The sequence below is a fragment of the Stenotrophomonas sp. YJH_SMC_105-26 genome (assembly GCF_059368915.1).
Genome location: NZ_JCAFSD010000011.1, coordinates 23,691 through 44,362, shown reverse-complemented (window position 1 = coordinate 44,362; position 20,672 = coordinate 23,691). Strand labels below are relative to the sequence as shown.

Sequence of the window (20,672 nt, the reverse complement as noted above, 5' to 3'; positions counted from 1 at the left end):
TCCCCAGCGCGGGTGGTAACGGCTGTGTAACACGGGCCGGGATGCCGGTCAATAATTTATTCTTGCTTTCGATGCCGAAAGGAATAAATATTCCACAAGGCATTCGAGGAGGGTGTGCACCGCATGAGCCTGGCTTCCCGCGAACGGCACCGGCATTGGCCGCGCCGCTTGACCCTGGCCCTGTGCCTGCTGGCCGCACCGGCCTTTGCACAGGCCGCCCCGGCGCCCGATCCCGGCGCACCGCTGCCCTATGTGATCGGCCTGCACGAGGCCTACCTGACGCCGCAGTACTGGGCGGCGCGTCTGGACAACGCCGATGCGCCGATCCTGGATCGCGCGCAGATCGAGGCGCAGAACGCACGGATGCGGGCGCAGGACAGCCATATCCGCGACATCGCGGCGCTGCCAGCCCAGCTTGATGCGGCGACGGTGCGTGCCAGCATCACCGCGCTGTCGAGCTGGCCCACGCGCACCCTCTACAGCGACAAGGGCACGCCCATCGCGCCGGCCCTGCGCAGCGCGATCGAAGCCAACCTCGGCCTTGATGCAATCCCCGCCCAGGTGGCACCGGCCTACGGGCTGGTGGTGAAGCGTGCCGCACTGCGCACCTTCCCCACCCGCGAGCGCGTCTTCAGCACCGTCGGTGACACCGACATCGACCGCTTCCAGGAATCGGCACTGTTCCCCGGCGACAAGGTCGCCGTGGTCCACCGCAGTGCCGACGGCCGCTGGCTGTTCGTGCACAGCGAGCGCTACAGCGCGTGGATCGAAGCCGACGCCATCGCCAGCGGCGACAAGGCCACGGTGCTCGGCTACGGCGCGAAGGGACCCTACCGGATCATCACCGGTGCCACCGCGCAGACCGCCTACACCCCGGAAGAACCGCGTGTCTCGCGCCTGCAGCTGGACATGGGCGTGCGCCTGCCGGTGCTGGCCGACTGGCCCGCGTCAGAACCGGTGAACGGCCAGCAGGCGCACGCATCGTGGGTGGTGCAGCTGCCGGTACGCGAGGCAGATGGTCGCCTGAAACTGGTACCGGCCCTGCTGCCGCGCTCGCAGGACACCGCCGCCGACTACCTGGCCCTGACCCCGCGCCTGTTGCTGCAGCAGGCCTTCAAGTTCCTCGGCGAGCGCTACGGTTGGGGCCACGACTACGACACCCGCGACTGCAGCGGTTTCGTCTCCGAGATCTACCGCAGCTTCGGCGTGCTGCTGCCACGCAATACCAGTGCACAGGCGGTCAGCCCGGCGCTGGATCGCCTGCCGTTCACCGGCAAGGACGGCAAGGCACTGCGCGACCGTGCCGTCACCGACCTGAAGGTCGGCGATCTGGTCTACATCCCCGGCCACGTGATGATGGCCATCGGCCACGTCGACGGTCGTACGTGGGTGATCCACGATACGGCGGGCGGCAGCTGGTTCGGTGCCGACGGCACGCGCGTGCAGGCCCATCTCAATGGTGTTTCGGTCACGCCGCTGGAGCCGATGATGGCCAGCGATACCGTCCGCTACATCGACCGCATCACCAACATCCAGCGCCTGCGGGCCAAGACTCCTGAATGAAGATCACCGCCATCGAACTGGGCATGCTGCGCGTGCCGTTGAAGACACCGTTCAAGACCGCCCTGCGCACGGTGGAAACCGTGGAAGACGTGGTGGTGCTGATCCGCACCGACACCGGCAACACCGGCTATGGTGAAGCCCCGGCCACCGCCGTGATCACCGGCGATACGCACGGCTCGATCATCGAAGCGATCCGCCACTTCATTGCCCCGCGCCTGATCGGCCAGGACGTGGTCAACCTCAACCACCTGTGCACGCTGGTGCAGACCGCGATGGAGCGCAACACCAGCGCCAAGGCGGCGGTGGAGATCGCGCTGTACGACCTGTGGGCGCAGCTGCACGGCGCCCCGCTGTACCAGATGCTCGGTGGTGGCGACCCGGTGATCACCACCGACATCACCATCAGCGTGGACTACATCGACAAGATGGTGGCCGACTCGCTGTCGGCAATCGAACGCGGCTTCGAGTCGCTGAAGATCAAGGTCGGCAAGGACATCGGCCTGGACATCGAACGGGTCAAGGCGATCCATGCCGCCGTGGAAGGCCGCGCCCTGCTGCGCCTGGACGCCAACCAGGGCTGGACCGCCAAGCAGGCAGTGCATGCGATGCGTACCCTGGAAGACGCCGGCGTGGTGCTTGAACTGCTGGAGCAGCCGGTGAAAGCGGCCGACATCAGCGGCCTGAAGTACGTCACCGACCGCGTCAACACGCCGGTGATGGCCGACGAAAGCGTGTTCAGCCCGAGCCAGGTGATGGACCTGATCCAGCAGCGCGCGGCCGACATCATCAACATCAAGCTGATGAAGACCGGCGGCCTGTCCAACGCGATCCGCATCGCCGACATTGCCGGCATCTACGGCGTGCCGTGCATGATCGGCTGCATGATCGAATCGAGCATCAGCGTGGCCGCCGCCGTGCACCTGGCCGTGGCCAAGAGCGATGTGATCACCAAGGTCGATCTGGACGGCCCCTCGCTGGGCCAGTTCGATCCGGTCAGCGGCGGCGTGCATTTCAACGAATCGGAGATCAGCATCAGCGACGTGCCGGGGCTGGGCATCACCGAAGTGCGCGGGCTGGAGATGCTGGGTTGATCTCTGCCTTGCGGCTGACGTTGCGTGCCACTGACGTTGGGTCGCGCGTTACTTTTCTTTTCGCGAAAAGAAAAGTAACCAAAAGAAACGCTCCGCCGGCCGCGAGCCGGTGCTACGCACCGGTTCCCTGCGCTCCTCGGCCCGTCGAGGGACGGCGCGGGAACTCGCTGCGCTCAGACACCCGCGCCTCTTCGCCCTCGCCGGACCTGCGGTGCTCGGCTCGCTACAAGGCGGACTCAACGTCCAATGCAACAGCTGCACCCAGTAGATCCACGCCACGCGTGGAAGCGCTTGTTTTTGCCCTACCCCGTAATCCCTTCGCGGCTGGCACGCGCGCGATGTGTCCAGGGTCGGGCGGGTGGGGCTTGCGGGGGTGTCCGCCGCATGGATGCGGCGGCCAAGCCTACACGGACGTACTTGCGGCGTCCCCCGCAATCCCCACCCGCCCGACCCACCCCATAATTCGCTTTATGCGGCCAACCGCAACGCCTTTGCAGACCCCCGGACACCCCGCATGCCGCCCCTGCTGAAGATCCGCACCGAGCGTGGGCAGATGTCGGCCATCGAGCGCCGCATCGCCGACTTCATCCTCGACAACGCCCACCTGCTGCGCGACTACTCCTCCCAGCAGCTGGCCAGCGCGCTCGGCATCAGCCAGTCCAGCGTGGTGAAGTTCAGCCAGAAGCTTGGCTTCAAGGGCTACCCGGATCTGAAGTACTCCATCGGCCAGGACGTGGCCCGCGCAGGTGCCGATCCGCAGCAGGCGCCCGACGAACCCGACAGCGGCGATGACTACCTGCGCCTGGGCGAGGCCCTGCGCCGCAGCAAGGCGCAGGCCGAGGAGGAAACACGCCAGGCCAATCCACGCGGGGAGATCGAGCGCATCGTGCAGCTGCTCGACGGTGCGCCCAAACTGTTCGTCTACGGCCTGGGTGACGACGGCCTGTTCGCCCGCGAGTTCGCCATGCGGCTGTCGCTGCTCGGACTGCTGGTGGTGCCGCATACCGATCCGATCCTGATGCTGGCAAACCTCTCGGCCGCACGCCCCGGCGATGCGCTGCTGATGTTCTCCGAGTTCGGCAACCTGCCCCAGCTTTCACAGTTGTCGCGGCAGTTCCAGGACATGGGTGGCAAGGTGATTTCCATCACCCGCCACACCGCCAACCCGCTGCGCGCGCATGCGGATGCGGCACTGGCGGTCTGCGCGCACGACCGCACGCCACAGGTCGCGCAGCTGCTGTACCGTAGCGCCATGCACGCCCTGCTCGATTTCCTGTTCGTGCTGCTCTGCCACACCAATCCGGATCGCCAGCAGCAGCTTGCGGTGAACCTGGAGCGGATCGACCACCTGCTGGATTCCTGATCGGAGCACCTGTTGATGAAATCGCTGGTCCGCCTCGCTACCGCTGCACTGCTGCTTGCTACGGCGGTGTCCGTTCACGCGGCGCCGCTGGATGGCGCGCGCCAGCTGATCGTGGTCACCAGCGAAGGCTGGGACAGCACCCAGGGGCAACTGCAGGCCTATGTGCGCGACGGCCAGGGCTGGCACCCGCATGGCCAGGCGTTCCCGGTGGCGCTTGGCCGCACCGGCAGCGCCTGGGGCCTGGGCCTGCATCCGGCACAGGCCGATGGCCCGCAGAAGCAGGAAGGCGATGGCCGCAGCCCGGCCGGCATATTCGCGCTCGGCAGTGCGTTCGGCTATGCCGTCACCCGCCGCGGCACTGCCATGCCCTACCAGCCGATGCTGGACAGCAGCTACTGCATGGACGTACCCGGTTCGCCGTTCTACAACCGCATCGTCGATGAAAAGAAGGTCGGCAATGCAGCGGTCAAGGGCTCCACCGAGCCGATGCGGCTGGACCTGCACAACAAGGGCGACGTGCGCTACCGGGAAGGCTTCGTCATCGCCCACAACCCGGACAACCAGCCCGGCAAGGGGAGCTGCATCTTCGCCCATCTGTGGCGCCAGCCCGGCGAGGCCACCGCCGGCTGCACGGCCATGCCGCAGGAACGCATGCAGGCACTGCTGGACTGGCTGCGGCCGCAGGACGCGCCGCGTTTCGTCCTGCTGCCGCGCGCGGAGTACAAGCGCCTGCAGGCGCAGTGGCAACTGCCCGCGCTGGCCGGAGACGTCCGTTGAGCACGCAGGACGAACCGCAGCTGCAACGCGCGGTCAGCCGCTGGCAGATCGTCGGCCTGTCGATCAACGATGTGATCGGCAGCGGCATCTACCTGCTGCCGGCCGCCACCGTCGCCCTGCTCGGCCCCTTCAGCCTGTGGGGCGTGGTCGCCGCCGGCATCGTCGTGGCCTTGCTGGTGCTGTGCTATGCGCAGGCCGCCAGCTACTTCGATGAACCCGGCGGCAGCTACCTGTATGCACGCGAGGCGTTCGGGCGCTTCGCCGGTTTCGAGATCGGCTGGATGATCTGGCTGACCCGCATCAGCTCGGCCGCTGCGCTCAGCAACGCGCTGGCCGACGCGGTTGCGCGTTTCTGGCCGTGGGCCGATGCCGGCCTGGGCCGCATCGCGGTGATCGTGGTATCGCTGGGCTTCCTCACCGGCATCAACATCATCGGCGTGCGCTCGGCCGCGCGTACCGGCGTGGTGCTGGTGATCGGCAAGATGCTGCCGCTGCTGCTGTTCGTGGCCATCGGTGCGTTCCACATCGACCCACAGCTGGCCTTCTCCGGCCAACGCCCGGACCCGCATGACCTGCAGCGCATGGGCGAAGCCGCCTTGCTGCTGCTTTACGCCTACGCGGGCTTCGAGAACATCCCGGCCGCCGCCGGCGAGTACCGCAATCCGCGCCGCGATATTCCGTTCGCCCTGATCACCATGATCATCACCGTCACCGTCATCTACGGCGCGGTGCAGGTGGTGGCGCAGGGAACGCTGGCCAGCCTGTCCAGTTCGGCCACCCCGCTGGCCGATGCCGCCGCCGGTTTCGGTGGCGAAGCACTGGCGCTGATCCTGACCGTCGGTGCCACCATCTCCATCCTCGGCACCAACAGCAACACGATGATGATGGGCCCACGCTTCCTGTTCGCACTGGCCCGCGATGGCTACGGCCCGAAGATCCTGGCGCAGGTGCATCCACGCTTCCACACCCCGGCCGCGTCGATCCTCTGCCAGGGCCTGATCGCGCTCGGCCTGGCCCTGTCCGGTTCGTTCGTGCAGCTGGCCCTGCTGTCGATGACGACGCGCCTGTTCGCCTACATCGGCACTGCCGCAGCAGTCCTGGTACTGGCCAAGCGCTACGCCGACCGCCCGGGCGCCTTGAAGCTGCCCGGCGGGCCGTTGATTCCGGTGCTGGCGCTGCTGCTGTGCCTGGCGCTGTTCGCCAGTGCCAGCTGGCAGAACATCGCTGCTGCGCTGGTGGCGTTCGCCATCGGCGCGGTGATCTACACGCTGCCGCGAAAAGATACCGACGCCGGATGACCGATAGCGCCGGGCCATGCCCGGCGGATTGATCTGGTGATCACGCTGCCGGACCGGGCCGTTAACCGCCACACAGGCACGATCGGGCTACGTCCACAACGGAGCCTTCCATGACCGAGTACCAGATCCCCGGCCGCGTACCGGACGACAGCACGCCGCGCGACGCGATCAGCAACTACTGGCGCGAACGCTACACGGCCGAGCCGTACTACGACGACCAGCTGTTCTTCGAGGACTACGAGCCGGCCTATCGCATCGGCCACGCCGCGCGTGCACAGGACATGATCCGCGCCTATGAACAGGTCGAGGCCGAGCTCGAATCACGCTGGGCCAACGAACGCGGCCGCAGCCGCCTGGACTGGGCGCAGGCACGCAATGCGGTGCGTCGTGGCTGGGAGGAGGCACAGCTGGCGGATCCGCGGCTGGCACGATAGCGCCAGGCTTCTGTAGAGCCGAGCCTGCGCTCGGCTCTCGCACCTCGTCTGTAACGTCGAGCCACGCTCGACTGAGCCGAGCATCGCCCGGCTCTACACCGGATCGATCACTCCTGTTCCGGCAGCGGCGGCACGATCGCGCTGCGCTTGCTCTCGCCCCCACCGGCGGCGATCAGGTCGCGGGTGTTCTTCTGCACCGCCACCGCGCCGAACAGCGACAGCGCATACGCCATGCCATAGAAGCCCTTCTCACTCGGCGCCAGCGTGGCATTCCACAGGCCGACCAGCAGCAGCATCAGCGCCGACAGCAGCGCGAACCAGCACAGCGCGTAGTACAGGCCACTCACCGGAATGCCTTCGACGCGGTCGCGCACGCTCTTCTGCAGCGACACCGCCGCGAACAGGCCGAACAGCAGCAGGGTCAGATAGTAGCCCTTCTCGTTGAGCGCCATCGTGGCGTTGAACAGGCCGATCAGGTACGCCGCCGCCCCCAGCAGCAGGGCCACCCAGGAGGCGGCGATGAAGGCGGTGGACGGCTTGTGGGGCATGGCAGTGTTCATTGCAGGTCCTTGGCAGGCAGGCGGGCACGCTTTGCCCGGGCGTGCCCACCCTAGACGATCCCGCCGCGCTCGCACAGGGGGCGCAGGACCTTCGGGCCACGACGCTCACGGTGCCGGTGGTATACAAGGGACAGCCCGGCCATCCGCATCCCCGCACTGGAGATACCCATGACCCGCACGCCCCTGCTGCTCGCCCTCGGCCTTGTGCCGATCCTTGCCACCTCCGCCTGCAATGCCGCCGATCCGGCCGCCAACGGTGCGCAGACCGCCACGGCGGCCTCTGCCGCCACCGACCAGCGCCCGTTCACCGCCACCGAAGTCAGCCGCTTCGACCAGCCCTGGGCGATGACCTTCCTGCCCGACAGCAGCCTGCTGGTCACCGAAAAGCGCGGCAAGCTCCAGCACCTGGACCCGGCCAGCGGCCAGAAGCACGAGATCACCGGCGTTCCGAAGGTCGCCTATGCTGGCCAGGGTGGTTTCGGCGACATCATCCTGCACCCGGATTTCGCCCGGAATCATGTCGTTTACGTCAGCTATGCCGAGGAAGGCACGCTGGATACCCGCGGTGCCGCCGTAGCCCGGGCCACGCTGGCACTGGATGCCAACGGCGGTGGCCAGCTGAAGGACCTGAAGGTGATCTGGCGGCAGAGCCCCAAGGTCAGCGGTGAGGGTCACTACGGGCATCGCCTCGCCTTCGGCCCGGACGGCAAGCTGTGGATCAGCTCCAGCGAGCGCCAGAAGTTCGATCCGTCCCAGGACATGGGCAGCAACCTCGGCAAGATCATCCGCCTCAACGACGATGGCAGCCTGCCCGCCGACAATCCGTTCGCGTCGCAGGGCGGGGTGGCCGCACAGGTGTGGTCGCTGGGCCACCGCAACATCCTCGGCATGGCCTTCGATGCCAACGGCAAGCTGTGGGCGCACGAGATGGGCCCGGCCGGCGGCGACGAACTGAACCTGATCGTGCGTGGCGCCAACTACGGCTACCCGATCGTTTCCAACGGTGACCATTACGACGGCCGGCCGATTCCCGACCACGATACGCGCCCGGAATTCGCCGCGCCGAAGGTGACCTGGACGCCGGTGATCTCGCCGGCCGGCTTCGTGATCTACAGCGGCAGCCTGTTCCCGCAGTGGAAGGGCAGCGGCTTCATCGGTGGCCTGTCGTCCACCTCGCTGGTGCGCGTGGCCTTCGATGGCGACAGCGCGCGCGAAGCCGAGCGCTTCAACATGGGCGAGCGCATCCGCGAAGTGGAACAGGGCCCGGACGGCGCGCTGTGGCTGCTGGAAGACGGCAGCAAGGCGCGCCTGCTGAAGATCACGCCGAAGACCTGAGGTAGTGCCGGCCGCTGGCCGGCACCCTGGATCCTTCCGGCATCCTGCGGTTGCCGGCCAGCGGCCGGCACTACCCTTGCCAAACGGCCCCGCACGCGGGGCCGTCTGCATTCATTGGATGGTGATGACCTTCACCTCGGTCTTCGTGCAGGCCTGGTCCAGGCACTGGCCGCTCAACCACACCTGGCCGCTGCCGATCATCACGCCCTGCTGGTTGACGAACACCTTGCCGAAGTCCTGCGCGGACACCGCCTTGACCACCTCCGGCGTGATGATCTTCTCGTAGTTGCGCTGGAACTCTCCGGGGCCGGAGATCTTCTTTCCGCCGCTGATGTTCAAGGGGAATCGCACTTCCTCGACCACCGCAGCGCGATCACCGCCGACCACGGCGGCCTTGAACGCATTGAAGACCTTTTCGAACTGCGCGGCATCGCCGAGCAGCGACTCGATGCGCGCACGCGCATCCTCGGCGGCCGCCTCGGCTGCCGGTGCGGCAGGTGCAGCGGCGGCTTCGGCAGCCGGCGCCGCCGGTTCAGCCGCAGGCGTCGAAGCAGCACTGGCCTCCATCGGCGGCGGCGCATCCGCTGCAGGCTCGGCCGGCGGCGCCGGCTGCGAACAGGCCGCCAGCAGCAGGGCGGGAATCAGGTAGGCCATCCGGCGCATGCGCGCACTCCATCGAACAGGAGGCCCGATGGTAGCGCCGCCACAGTGAGGACCACAAAAAAGGGGACGGAGGGGATTAAGTCGTTTTGGCACAAACGACTTAATCCCCTCCGTCCCCTTTTTTTCGATCAGGCCTTCAGCAGCTCGAACTGCACCGCTTCGCCGGCGGCCGACGAGGCACAGACCCACAGGTCGAACTGGCCCGGCTCGGCACGCAGCACGCCGTCGCGGCCGGTGAAGGCCAGTTGCTCGCGGGTCAAGGTGAACACCACTTCGGCTGACTCGCCCGGCTGCAGCGCCACCTTGCGGAAGTCCTTCAGTTCACGCACCGGACGCACGCGGCTGGCCACGCGATCATGGATGTACAGCTGCACCACTTCCTCGCCCGCCACGCGGCCGGTGTTGGTCAGCACGGTGGTGATGGTCAGGGTGTCGTCCCAGCCGAGCTGTGCCGTGCTCAGCTGCGGCACGCCGTAGGCGAAGGTGGTGTAGCCGATGCCATGGCCGAACGGGTACAGCGGTTCATTAGGAATCTCGCGCCAGCGCGCCTTGAACTCCGACATGGTCGGCAGTTCCGGACGGCCGGTGCGCGGGTGGTTGTAGAAGTACGGCTGCTGGCCGGACACCTGCGGGAAGCTGACCGGCAGGCGGCCGGACGGGCTGTAGTCGCCGAACAGTACATCGGCCACGGCATGGCCGGTCTGCGTGCCCAGGTACCAGGTCACCGCCACGGCCTGCGCATTGCGCACTGCGCCCTGCAATGCCAGCGCGCGGCCATTGCGCAGCAGCACCACCAGCGGCTTGCCGGTCATCGCCACGGCCTCGGCCAGCGCCTGCTGTGCCGGCGGCAGGGTGATCTCCACGCGCGACTGTGCTTCGCCGCTGTAGCGCTGCGGTTCGCCCAGCGCCAGCACCACCACGTCGGCACGCAGTGCGGCAGCCACAGCGGCTTCCGTGCCGCCCGGAATCGCGGCTTCCAGTTCGCAGCCCGGCACGATTTCCAGCAGCGCTTCGTCGCCGATGGCGGCACGCACGCCGGTTTCCAGGTCCACGTAACGCTGCTTGTCGCCGAACAGCGTCCAGCAGCCTTCGATGTTCTCGCGGTCCTGCACGAACGGGCCGATCAGCGCGATCTTCTGCCCGGTCTTCTGCAGCGGCAGCACGTTGTCACGGTTGTTCAGCAGCACGATCGAACGCCGCGCGGCATCGCGCGACAGCTCGTCATGCGCGGCAATGTGCGAGGTATCCGCTTCGCGCGCCGGGTCCAGCGAACGGTACGGGTCGTCGAACAGGCCGATGGTCTCCTTCAGCCACAGGATGCGGCGCACGCCCTCATCCAGCACCGCCATCGGCACCTCGCCGCTCTCGACCAGGCCGGGCAGGTGCTCGGCATAGAAGCCGCTCTGCATGCTCAGGTCCAGGCCGGCGGTGAACGCCTTGGCCGTGGCATCGCGGTCATCGGCGGCATAGCCGTGCGCGACCAGTTCCATGTCGGCGGTATAGTCGGAGATCACCACGCCCGGGAACTTCCATTCGCCGCGCAGGATGTCGGTCAGCAGTTCGGCATTGGCACTGGCCGGCACGCCATTGATGTCATTGAACGAGGACATCACGGTGATCGCGCCGGCCTCGAAGGCGGCCTTGAACGGCGGCAGGTGCACGTCGCGCAGGGTCTGCGGCGAGATGTCCACCATGTTGTATTCCATGCCGGCCATCACCGCGCCGTAGGCGGCGAAGTGCTTGGGCGTGGCCAGCAGCGAATCGGCCGCACGCAGGTCGCTGCCCTGGAAGCCACGCACGCGGGCGGCGGCGAACGCACAGCCCAGCACCACATCCTCGCCGGCACCTTCGGCGCCACGGCCCCAGCGCTGGTCGCGGGCGATGTCCACGGCCGGCGCATAGGTCCAGTGCAGGCCCGCGGCGGTGGCTTCGATCGCAGTGGCGCGCGCGGTGCGCTCGGCCAGGTCCGGCTCGAAGCTGGCGGCCTCGCCCAGCGGAATCGGGAACACGGTGCGCATGCCGTGGATGACGTCGGCCGCCAGGATCACCGGGATACCCAGGCGGCTCTCCTCGGTGGCGACCTGCTGGATGCGGCGGCCCAGTTCGGCGCCCACACCATTGAACAGCGAGCCGACCTTGCCCTCGCGCACCTGCTGCAGCACCTGGTCGGCATTGCGCACGTTGGCTTCCGGGTTCACGTCCGGGGCGAACGGGCGGACCATGTCCGCGAAGACACCCAGCTGGCCGACCTTTTCCTCGACGGTCATCTGGGCAATGAGGGATTCGATGCGATCGGAGGCCACCGGCAGTCCTTGATGAAAACGTTTACAAGCCCGGCATTCTAGCGATCCCGAGCCGTTTGGCGAGAGGTTTCTTCATTCAGTTTCAGCCACCAGCGGGGTCCGTATGGCCCCGCCGGGGGCACCGCAGCTTACTCCGAGCCGGCCAACTGGCGCTGCCCGGCCATCAACATGGCGTCACTGGAGGCCTGGAATACCCGCAGGCCGAAGGCCGGCAGGATCGCCAGCAGGTGGTCGAAGATGTCCGACTGCACCGCCTCATACTCGGCCCAGGCAGTGCTGCGGGTGAAGCAGTAGAGCTCCAGCGGCAGGCCCTCGGTGGTCGGCTGCAGCTGCCGTACCAGCAGGGTCATGTCGGTATGGATGCCCGGGTGGCTGCGCAGGTAGCGCTCCACATAGGCCCGGAACGTACCCAGGTTGGTCACGCGGCGGCTGTTGACCTCGGCCACGCCCTGCTCGCGCAGGCGCCCGTTCCACTGCCCCAGTTCCTGTTCCTTGTCGCGCAGGTAGTCGCGCAGCAGCGCGAACTCGCCGAGGAAGGCCAGGTCACCCTCGTCCAGGAAGCCGACGCTGTGCTGGTCCAGGTGCAGCGCGCGCTTGATCCGGCGCCCGCCGGCCTCCTGCATGCCGCGCCAGTTCTTGAACGACTCGGTCACCAGCTTCTTGGTGGGGATGGTGGTGATGGTCTTGTCGAAGTTCTGCACGGTGATGGTGTGCAGCGCGATGTCGATGACGTCGCCGTCGGCGTTCTGGCTGGGCATCTCGATCCAGTCGCCGATGCGCACGCGGCCATCGCCACTGATCTGCACGCTGGCCACCAGCGACAGGATGGTGTCCTGGAAGATCAGCATCAGCACCGCCGTGGCCGCGCCCAGGCCGGTGACCAGATAGCGCAGGTCGACGCCCGCCAGGGTAGCGACGATCGACAGGCCGGCGATCACGAAGAGGACGATCTTGGCGACCTGCAGGTAGCCCTTGATCGGCTTGTTGCGTGCCTCGGGGCGGCGCTCGTACAGATCGTTGGCCGCATCCAGCGCATGCGAGATGGCCAGCACCACGGTCAGGATCGCCCACGCCTGGCAGGCGCCGATGATGAAGCTGACCAGGCCCGGCGGCAGGTCCGGCACGATGCGGATGCCCGAGGCGATCACCTGGCTGGGCACCACGTTCGACAGGCGCGAGATCACCCGCATCAGGTGGCTGCCGCGGCCAGTGTCAGCGCCCGGAAGGCGGCTCAGCAGCCGCCGCAGCCCGCGCAGCAGGATGCGCTTGGTCACCCAGTTGGCCAGGCCAGCGGCGATCAGCAGCGCCGAGATCATCAACGCCAGGTAGGCGCCGGGATAGGGTTCCAGTGTGTTCTGCAGCCGTTCCAGCCACTGTACCGCCACCACCGCGTCCACCATCAGTTGTCTCCTGTCTGTTTCGTTGTTGCCAAGGTTGCCAGCCAGCGGCCGGCACGACCGGGGTTGTCGGCCAGCGGCCGGCACGACCGGGTCAGTCCCGCGTGCGTTCGATGATCACGCCCACCGCGCGCGCGCCGCGCACTGCGCCCGGCTTGCTCAGCTTCAGGCGCAGCCACTTCACGTCGAATTCGTCCAGCACGATCTGCGCGCAGCGCTCGGCCAGGGTCTCGACCAGGCCGAACTCCGACTCGCGCACGAACTGTTCCAGGCGCTTGCTCACTGCCTTGTAGTTCAGGGTGTGGGCGATGTCATCGGTGGCTGCAGGGCGACGGTTGTCGAAACCCATTTCCAGGTCGAACACCAGGTCCTGGCGGATCCGTCGTTCCCAATCGTAGATACCGATCAGGGCGTCGATCGTCAGCCCCTCGATGAAAACCTTGTCCATTGCGCTTACCGGCACGAATACAGGCGGCCATGGTAACGGCACGGCGGTGAGCCTGCCCGGAACGGGCGGTGGGCCACCGGCGTGGGGCGGCCCGGAAAAAACAAAGGGCCCTGCTAGCGGGGCCCTTTGGTACTACCGTTTGTCCCCGGGGGGAGCTGAAATCCAGCCGCGAGTCCCGGTGGCGCAGGCACGCAGATTAGGCAAGGACCAGATCGCCGGTCAAGGCCAAATCCGACAGGACAGGTCAGGTATTCGTCCGAGGCAAAACGCAGAAAATCAGCCGCGCGGACAAGGACGTTCCCTGATGGTCGCCGCCGCCCACTCTCGCGAACATCGATTCCTCCTTCACCACCGCACATGACGATGGCTCCATACGATGTACTGCGGCGCGCGTTGTCAGCGGAGCGTCTGTCTACTTACGAGAGAATCGCATCGACCTGCAGCCCCGACGTCACAGCCGAATCCCTGTACCTGTGGAACATGCGGATGTGCAGTGCACTGATGATGCCGGTCCATCTGTGCGAAGTGGTCACCCGCAACGCCGCTGCAGCTGTGCTCGCCAGGCAGCATGGCCCGCGTTGGCCTTGGAATAATGCCTTCCGACGGAGGCTGCCAACCTCATCCAGTACTTCTCCGCGCACGGTACTGGAACAACTTGCCAGCCGCGTATCCGATACACCTGGGATCGTCGCCAACCTGCCGATGGTGTTCTGGCAGCAGCTCTTTACCTGTCGCTTCGACTCCACACTTTGGATACCCGCACTCAGCAGGGTTCTGCAGCATGCTCCCTCTGCTCATCCCAGTGCCGTCAGGAAAGCCATCCATGCGGATATCGGACGCATCCGCCACCTGCGCAACCGCATCGCCCACCACGAGCCGGTCCTGGAACGTGACATCGGCGCCGACCTGGCCGCGATCGGGCGGCTGATCCATGCCCGCTGCCCACACACGCTGGGCTGGCTGCAGCGCCATGAGCGGGCGACAACCGTGCTGGCGGCGTCGCCGTTGGCAGTGCATCGGTGATGCGTCCGCCGGGCATGGCCCGGCGCCACCGGCTCAGACCGCCGGCAGGGTCGCCATGTCCCAGCGCGGTGTCACATCCACCTTCGGCGGGCTGTGCTGGCCGGCCTGCAGGCGCAGCGCGCCGGCGAAGGCGATCATCGCCCCGTTGTCGGTGCACAGTGCCGGCCGCGGGAAGCAGGCACGGCCGCCGAGGCGCTCGGCCATCTGCTGCAGGCGGGCGCGCAGGCGCGTGTTGGCGCCGACGCCGCCGGCCACCACGATCACGTTGGTCCCGGCCGCTTCCAGTGCGCGCTCGCACTTGATCGACAGGGTCTCGACCACCGCGTCCTCAAAGCCCCGGGCGATGTCGGCGCGGGTCTGCTCGCTCTGGTCACTGTCGCGCCAGGCCATCAGGACCTGGGTCTTCAGGCCGGAGAAGCTGAAATCCAGCCCAGGGCGGTCGGTCATCGGCCGCGCGAAGCGGTACGCGCCCGGCGTGCCCTGCTCGGCCAGCCTGGCCAGCTGCGGGCCGCCCGGGTACGGCAGGCCCATCAGCTTGGCGGTCTTGTCGAAGGCTTCGCCGGCCGCGTCGTCCAGGGTCTCGCCCAGCAGGCGGTACTGGCCGATCGCGTCCACCGCCACCAGCTGGGTGTGGCCACCGGACACCAGCAGCGCCACGAACGGCGCTTCCGGCGGGTCGTCTTCCATCAGCGGGGCCAGCAGGTGGCCTTCCATATGGTGTACGCCCACGGCCGGCACCTCCAGCGCCCAGGCCAGCGAACGCGCCACGCCAGCGCCCACCAGCAGCGCGCCGACCAGGCCGGGACCGGCGGTGTAGGCCACGCCATCGATATCGCCCACGCCCAGGCCGGCGTCGGCCAGGGTCTGGCGTACCAGTGGCAGCAGCTTGCGGACATGGTCGCGGCTGGCCAGCTCGGGCACCACACCACCGTATTCGGCGTGCAGGGCGATCTGGCTGTAGACCGCATGGGCGCGCAGGGCCGCGCTGCCGGCCAGGTCGGTGTCATACACCGCCACGCCGGTCTCATCACAGGAAGATTCGATGCCAAGGACTCGCATGCCTGCTATTATGACGCCCCTGCGGCCCCCTCGGGGGACGTGCAGATCTCACTGCTTTCGAACCCCCGGCCCGTATTCAGGGTTGGCCGCTTGCAGTTTGTCGTTTCGCCGCTATAATGTGCGGCTCGCCGGGCGTGACCCGGTTCTACTGTGTCCCGGAGATTCCATGCCCAGCGTCAAAGTCCGCGAGAACGAGCCCTTCGAGTTTGCTCTTCGCCGCTTCAAGCGCACTTGCGAAAAGGCCGGTGTGCTGGCCGAAACCCGCAAGCGCGAGTTCTACGAAAAGCCGACCCAGGAGCGCAAGCGCAAGGCCGCCGCTGCTGTGAAGCGTCAGCTGCGCCGCTCGTCGCGCGACGTCACCAAGCGTCAGCGCCTGTACTGATCGGACGCATCTTCATTGCGGCGGGCCTGCCTGTCGCGATGGAGCCGAAGCCGGCACGCGCGAGCGTCGCCGGCTTTTTGCGTTTCCGGGTTCGGGCAGCCGCCCCGCCCCACCTACCACCACGAGGTTCCTCATGAGCATGAAGCAGCAGCTCACCGAAGACATGAAGGCCGCCATGAAGGCGGGCGAGAAGCACAAGCTGGGCGTGATCCGCCTGATCAACGCTGCCATCAAGCAGCGCGAAGTGGACGAGCGCATCGAGCTGGACGACACCGCCGTGATCGCCGTGCTCGACAAGATGGTCAAGCAGCGCAAGGACTCGGTCAGCCAGTACGAAGCCGCCAACCGCGAAGACCTGGCCGAGATCGAGCGCGCCGAGATCGTGGTCATCGAAGCCTACCTGCCGGCCAAGATGGGCGAGGCCGAGATCGTGGCCGCCATCCAGGCCGCCATCGCCGAGACCGGTGCCGCCGGCCCGGCCGACATGGGCAAGCTGATGGGCGCGCTGAAGCCCAAGCTCGCCGGCCAGGCCGACATGGGCCTGGTCTCCAAGCTGGTCAAGCAGCTGCTGGCGTAATCCAGCACCTGGGGTCGGATCCCTTCCGCAGCGCGGAAGGGCTCTGACCCCATTGATGCACCCGCTTCACCGCACCTTCGTCGGTCGCCTGCTACAACCGCACACATGGTTGAACCCGAGCCCAACGTTCCCGTGTCCCTGCACAAGTACCTCAAGCGCCTGCAGGACAGCTTTCCGATGGCGGTGGCCAAGCGCTTCATCGACGTCGACGTGCTGACCCAGGCAGCTTCCGTCTCCTTCTACGCCCTGCTGTCGATGGCACCGTTGCTGGTGCTGCTGCTGTGGCTGACCGCCTCGCTGTACCCACCGGCCCAGCAGGCGCTGATCGACCAGATCAGCTCGGTGGCCGGCAGCAGCGCGGCTACCGTGGCCGAAACCGTTCTGAAGAACGCCGACAACCAGCCGGATGTCGGCTCGCTGGCGGGTGTGTGGAGCACGCTGCTGCTGTTCGTCGGCGCCACCGCCGTGTTCGCCCAGCTGCAGAACGCACTGAACCTGATCTTCCGCACCAGCGGCGAGCGCCTGGAAGGCCTCAAGGCCTGGCTGCGCAAGCGCGTGTTCTCGTTCGGCGTGGTGCTGGCCCTGGGCTTCCTGCTGATCCTGTCGATGACGGCCACCACGGTACTGCAGGTGGCCTTCGCCCAGCTGCCCTCGATCCTGCCCGCGCTGGGGTACGTCACGAGCCTGCTGCTTTACGCAGTCGGCTTCGCCTTCATGTACCACTACCTGCCCGACCGCCGCGTGGCCTGGCGGCAGGCCTTCATCGGCGGCGTCATCACCTCGGCACTGTTCGCACTGGGCCGCTACGGCATCGGCGTCTACATCGCCACCGTGGCCCCCGGCAGTGCCTACGGCTCGATGGGTGCGCTGGTGATCTCGCTGGTCTGGATCTACTACGCCACCGTCGTGTTCTTCGTTGGCGCATTGATGACGGCGGTGATCGATGAGCGCCTGCGCGCGCGTCATCACCTGGCCGCAGCCGGCATTGATCCGGCAACCGCCAGCCAGGTGCCCGACAGGGGGTAAACTAGGCCGACCGCCCCCGGTTCCGTCGCGTGGTCCTGCACCGCGCCCTGCCCTGTTGCCCATGGCCCGTATCCCCGACGCTTTCATCGACGACCTGCTCGCCCGCACCGACATCGTCGAGGTGGTGGGCAGCCGCGTGCCGTTGAAGCGCCAGGGCAAGGAGTACGCCGCCCGCTGCCCGTTCCATGACGAGCGATCGGCGTCGTTCACGGTCTCGCCCACCAAGCAGTTCTATCACTGCTTCGGCTGTGGCGCGCACGGCACCGCGATCAGCTTCCTGATGAACTACGACCGCCTCGAGTTCCTCGACGCGGTGGATGAACTGGCCAAGCGCGCCGGCATGGAAGTGCCGCGCAACGAGAATCCGCGCAGCCCGCAGCAGCAGGACGACAGCCGCGAGCTGTACTCGGCGCTGGACGCGGCGACCAAGTTCTTCCAGAAGAACCTGGAGGGCAGCGAGAAGGCCCGCAGCTACCTGGATGGCCGTGGCGTGGACGAAGAGAACCGCGCGCGCTTCCAGATCGGCTACGCGCCGGATGGCTACAGCGGCCTGCGCGACGCGCTGGGCAAGGACGAGCGGCGCATGAAGCTGCTCGACCGCGCCGGCCTGTTCTCCAAGAACGACCGCGGCCACGTCTACGACAAGTTCCGCGACCGGGTGATGTTCCCGATCTTCGACCGCCGTGGCCGGGTGATCGCCTTCGGCGGCCGCGTGTTCGAGAAGGACGACGGCCCCAAGTACCTCAACTCGCCCGAGACCGCGCTGTTCCACAAGGGCCGCGAACTGTACGGCCTGTGGCAGGTGCGCCAGGCCAACCAGAAGATCGAGCGGTTGATCGTGGTCGAGGGCTACATGGACGTGGTCTCGCTGTTCCAGTTCGGCGTCACCCAGGCGGTGGCAACCCTGGGTACCGCGACCACGCCGGACCATGCCGAGCTGCTGTTCCGCAACGCACCGGACGTGTTCTTCTGCTTCGACGGCGACGCCGCCGGCCGCCGCGCCGGCTGGAAGGCGCTGGAATCGGTGCTGCCGCGCATGAAGGATGGCCGCCAGGCCTTCTTCCTGTTCCTGCCCGATGGCGAGGACCCGGACACCATCGTGCGCAAGGAAGGCGCCGAAGCGTTCAACGAGCGCCTGAAGCAGGCTACGCCGCTGTCGCAGTTCTTCTTCGACGAACTGACCCGCGAGATCAACCTGGGCACGCTCGATGGCAAGGCACGCCTGGCCGAACGCGCCAAGCCGATGCTGGCGCAGATTCCCGACGGCGCCTTTGGCGACCTGATGAAGCAGCAGCTGGCGCAGCTGACCGGCCTGGGCGGTACTGCCCAGGCCACGCGCGCGCCGATGCCGCAACGCCAGCCGCAGCGGACGATCCAGCCCGTGGCCAAGCGCAGCCTGGTGCGCGGCGCGATCGCCGTACTGCTGCAGCAGCCGTCGCTGGCGCTGACGCTGGGCGGCAAGCACCACTTCCAGGGCCTGCGCCTGCCCGGCGTGGAACTGCTGCTGGAGCTGCTGGGGCTGGTCGAACAGCGCCCGGACATCAGTACCGGCGCCCTGCTGGAACACTTCGACGGGCGCGAGGAACAGGCCTCGCTGCATACCCTGGCCGCACAGACGCTGCCCGGCACCGAGGCCAGCTGGACCCAGGAACTGCACGACGCAGTGGCACAGCTGGAGAAACAGCTGCTGGTGCAACGTCTGGAGGAATTGTTGGCAAAGCAGCGCCAGCAGGGCCTGGACGATACTGACAAGTACGAGCTGCGCGAGCTGCTGAAGGCGCGCGCCGGACTGCGCCTGTAGCGGCAGAACGTTTCCACGGAGAAGACCATGCTGCTGCGCCTGATCTGCCTGCTGTTGTTGTCGCTCTGCCTGCCACTGACGGCCTTGGCCGAAGACGCGCCCCTCAACGAAGTCCGCCCCGGCCTGTATGCCGGCGGCCAGCCCAGCGCCGCACAGCTGCAGGCCTTGGCTGCACAGGGCGTCCGCACTGTGATCGACCTGCGCCAGCCCGGCGAGGACCGGGGCTTCGATGAAACCCGCCTCGCCGAATCATTGGGCCTGCGCTACGTGCGCATTCCGGTGGCCGGCGCCGATGGCCTGGATACGGCCAACGTGCGCGCCGTGCACCTGGCCCTGCAGCAGAGCCAGGGGCCGGTGCTGCTGCACTGTGCGTCCGGCAACCGCGCCGGCGCCGTGCTCGGCCTGGTCAATGCACGGTACGAACATGCCAGCCCCGAACAGGCCCTTCAGCTGGGCCAGCGTGCTGGCCTGAAGTCGCTGGAAGCCGCCACCCGCCAACGCCTGGCAACGCCGGTCACCTCGCCCTGAACCCTCCGCACCAAGGACCCTGCCCACCATGACCCGCTGGTGGTCGCGCCTGCGACCGGACAACTTCACCCTCGCCCTGCTGTGCACCGTCGGCCTGGCCTCGCTACTGCCGATGAAGGGCGCCGCCGCCATCGTCCTCGACGATGTCACCACCGTCGCCATCGCTGCACTGTTCTTCCTGCATGGCGCGCGCCTGCCGCGCGAGTCGATCATCGGCGGCATGCTGCACTGGCGGCTGCACCTGACCATCCTGGCCTGCACCTTCATCCTGTTCCCGCTGCTGGGGCTGATGTTCAAGCCACTGTCGGGCTGGCTGCTGACCCCGGAGCTGTACCTGGGCGTGCTGTTCCTGTGCACCCTGCCCTCCACCGTGCAGTCGTCCATCGCGTTCACTTCGATGGCGCATGGCAACGTGCCCGCAGCGGTGTGCAGCGCTTCGCTGTCGAGCATCCTCGGCGTGTTCCTGACCCCGCTGCTGCTGACCGCGCTGGCCGGCACCTCGGGCGGCATCCATGATCCGCTGCATGCGATCGGCGGCATCATGCTGCAGCTGCTGGTGCCGTTCGTGGCCGGCCACCTGCTGCGGCCGTGGATTGCCGGCTGGGTGGAACGCCAGCGCGCGCTGCTGCGCTACACCGACCAGGCCACCATCCTGCTGGTGGTGTACTCGGCGTTCGGCGAAGCGGTGACCGAAGGCCTGTGGAGCAAGACCCCGCTGCTGTCGCTGCTGGCTGTGGCCATCGTGGCCGCTGTGCTGCTGGGCATCGCCATGCCGCTGATCACCTTCATCGCCCGTCGCCTGCGCTTCAACCGCGAGGACGAGATCGCCATCGTGTTCTGCGGCTCGAAGAAGAGCCTGGCCACCGGCGTGCCGATCGCCAAGGTGCTGTTCGCCGGCGGCAGCCTGGGCGCCATCGTGCTGCCGGTGATGATCTACCACCAGATCCAGCTGATCGTCTGCGGTGTGATCGCGCAGCGGTATGCGCGGCGCAAGCCCTGACAGGGCGCGCGGGTTGTTCCGGGTAGACCATCCACGCATGGCGT

20 protein-coding genes are annotated in these 20,672 nt (G+C 67.4%); 14 read left to right on the top strand and 6 right to left on the bottom strand.

The features are described 5' to 3' along the window. The first annotated feature begins 123 nt into the window (after window positions 1-123). From AC5P7F_RS18895 to AC5P7F_RS18870, 6 genes are all read left to right on the top strand, one after another. Complete coding sequence (locus AC5P7F_RS18895; protein WP_134966454.1) at window positions 124-1,563, top strand: C40 family peptidase; 1,440 nt, start codon at window positions 124-126, stop codon at window positions 1,561-1,563. Next, a complete protein-coding gene (locus tag AC5P7F_RS18890; protein WP_014645715.1) occupies window positions 1,560-2,654 on the top strand; it encodes a dipeptide epimerase in 1,095 nt (364 codons plus the stop codon). Before AC5P7F_RS18895 ends, AC5P7F_RS18890 begins: the two co-directional genes overlap by 4 nt. A gap of 514 nt (window positions 2,655-3,168) precedes the next feature. Next, window positions 3,169-4,017, top strand: coding sequence for a MurR/RpiR family transcriptional regulator (locus tag AC5P7F_RS18885; protein WP_032957791.1), 849 nt, complete (start codon window positions 3,169-3,171; stop codon window positions 4,015-4,017). A gap of 15 nt (window positions 4,018-4,032) precedes the next feature. Beyond that, window positions 4,033-4,794, top strand: a complete 762-nt coding sequence (locus tag AC5P7F_RS18880) for a L,D-transpeptidase family protein (RefSeq protein WP_049441421.1) — start codon at window positions 4,033-4,035, stop codon at window positions 4,792-4,794. Further along, entirely contained in the window at window positions 4,791-6,092 is a 1,302-nt protein-coding gene (locus AC5P7F_RS18875; RefSeq protein WP_197602890.1) for an amino acid permease, read from the top strand. Before AC5P7F_RS18880 ends, AC5P7F_RS18875 begins: the two co-directional genes overlap by 4 nt. 110 nt (window positions 6,093-6,202) lie before the next feature. After that, window positions 6,203-6,526 (top strand): hypothetical protein, encoded by a 324-nt coding sequence (locus AC5P7F_RS18870; protein ID WP_014645711.1) that lies wholly within the window; start codon window positions 6,203-6,205, stop codon window positions 6,524-6,526. 107 nt (window positions 6,527-6,633) lie between these two features. Here the strand turns inward: AC5P7F_RS18870 and yiaA are convergent, their stop codons facing one another. Beyond that, entirely contained in the window at window positions 6,634-7,086 is a 453-nt protein-coding gene (gene yiaA, locus AC5P7F_RS18865; protein WP_014645710.1) for an inner membrane protein YiaA, read from the bottom strand. A gap of 168 nt (window positions 7,087-7,254) precedes the next feature. Here yiaA and AC5P7F_RS18860 point away from each other — a divergent pair, with 168 nt between their 5' ends. Beyond that, the gene (locus tag AC5P7F_RS18860) at window positions 7,255-8,421 is read left to right on the top strand and encodes a PQQ-dependent sugar dehydrogenase (protein WP_197602892.1); all 1,167 of its coding nucleotides are present in this window, start codon (window positions 7,255-7,257) and stop codon (window positions 8,419-8,421) included. A 111-nt stretch (window positions 8,422-8,532) separates the two neighbouring features. On the opposite strand, the gene AC5P7F_RS18855 is transcribed toward AC5P7F_RS18860, so the two are convergent. From AC5P7F_RS18855 to folB, 4 genes are all read right to left on the bottom strand, one after another. Then, window positions 8,533-9,084: a hypothetical protein gene (locus tag AC5P7F_RS18855; RefSeq protein ID WP_014645708.1), complete on the bottom strand. Its 552-nt coding sequence runs from the start codon at window positions 9,082-9,084 to the stop codon at window positions 8,533-8,535. 128 nt (window positions 9,085-9,212) lie between these two features. Further along, window positions 9,213-11,387, bottom strand: coding sequence for a glycoside hydrolase family 3 N-terminal domain-containing protein (locus AC5P7F_RS18850; RefSeq protein ID WP_014645707.1), 2,175 nt, complete (start codon window positions 11,385-11,387; stop codon window positions 9,213-9,215). 128 nt (window positions 11,388-11,515) lie between these two features. Next, window positions 11,516-12,787, bottom strand: a complete 1,272-nt coding sequence (locus AC5P7F_RS18845; RefSeq protein ID WP_164077713.1) for a mechanosensitive ion channel domain-containing protein — start codon at window positions 12,785-12,787, stop codon at window positions 11,516-11,518. Window positions 12,788-12,878: 91 nt separating this feature from the next. Further along, window positions 12,879-13,232 (bottom strand): dihydroneopterin aldolase, encoded by a 354-nt coding sequence (folB, locus tag AC5P7F_RS18840; RefSeq protein ID WP_005407807.1) that lies wholly within the window; start codon window positions 13,230-13,232, stop codon window positions 12,879-12,881. 357 nt (window positions 13,233-13,589) lie between these two features. Here folB and AC5P7F_RS18835 point away from each other — a divergent pair, with 357 nt between their 5' ends. Beyond that, window positions 13,590-14,255 carry a hypothetical protein gene (locus AC5P7F_RS18835; RefSeq protein WP_164077712.1) on the top strand — a complete coding sequence of 222 codons (666 nt, stop codon included), beginning with the start codon at window positions 13,590-13,592 and terminating at the stop codon, window positions 14,253-14,255. Window positions 14,256-14,288: 33 nt separating this feature from the next. Here AC5P7F_RS18835 and tsaD read toward each other — a convergent pair whose 3' ends face one another. After that, window positions 14,289-15,314 (bottom strand): tRNA (adenosine(37)-N6)-threonylcarbamoyltransferase complex transferase subunit TsaD, encoded by a 1,026-nt coding sequence (gene tsaD, locus AC5P7F_RS18830; RefSeq protein ID WP_032957776.1) that lies wholly within the window; start codon window positions 15,312-15,314, stop codon window positions 14,289-14,291. 166 nt (window positions 15,315-15,480) lie between these two features. On the opposite strand from tsaD, the gene rpsU reads away from it, so the two are divergent. The 6 genes from rpsU (at window position 15,481) to AC5P7F_RS18800 (ending at window position 20,628) form a co-directional block, all read left to right on the top strand. Then, complete coding sequence (rpsU, locus tag AC5P7F_RS18825; RefSeq protein ID WP_002808376.1) at window positions 15,481-15,696, top strand: 30S ribosomal protein S21; 216 nt, start codon at window positions 15,481-15,483, stop codon at window positions 15,694-15,696. Between the two features lie 133 nt (window positions 15,697-15,829). Next, complete coding sequence (locus AC5P7F_RS18820; RefSeq protein ID WP_014645703.1) at window positions 15,830-16,273, top strand: GatB/YqeY domain-containing protein; 444 nt, start codon at window positions 15,830-15,832, stop codon at window positions 16,271-16,273. 105 nt (window positions 16,274-16,378) lie between these two features. Further along, window positions 16,379-17,299: a YihY/virulence factor BrkB family protein gene (locus AC5P7F_RS18815; RefSeq protein WP_032957774.1), complete on the top strand. Its 921-nt coding sequence runs from the start codon at window positions 16,379-16,381 to the stop codon at window positions 17,297-17,299. Window positions 17,300-17,360: 61 nt separating this feature from the next. Continuing rightward, window positions 17,361-19,100, top strand: a complete 1,740-nt coding sequence (gene dnaG / locus AC5P7F_RS18810; protein ID WP_032957772.1) for a DNA primase — start codon at window positions 17,361-17,363, stop codon at window positions 19,098-19,100. Between the two features lie 27 nt (window positions 19,101-19,127). Further along, window positions 19,128-19,628, top strand: a complete 501-nt coding sequence (locus tag AC5P7F_RS18805) for a fused DSP-PTPase phosphatase/NAD kinase-like protein (protein WP_164077711.1) — start codon at window positions 19,128-19,130, stop codon at window positions 19,626-19,628. Between the two features lie 28 nt (window positions 19,629-19,656). Beyond that, a complete protein-coding gene (locus AC5P7F_RS18800; protein WP_032957769.1) occupies window positions 19,657-20,628 on the top strand; it encodes a bile acid:sodium symporter family protein in 972 nt (323 codons plus the stop codon). The last annotated feature ends 44 nt before the right edge of the window (window positions 20,629-20,672 follow it).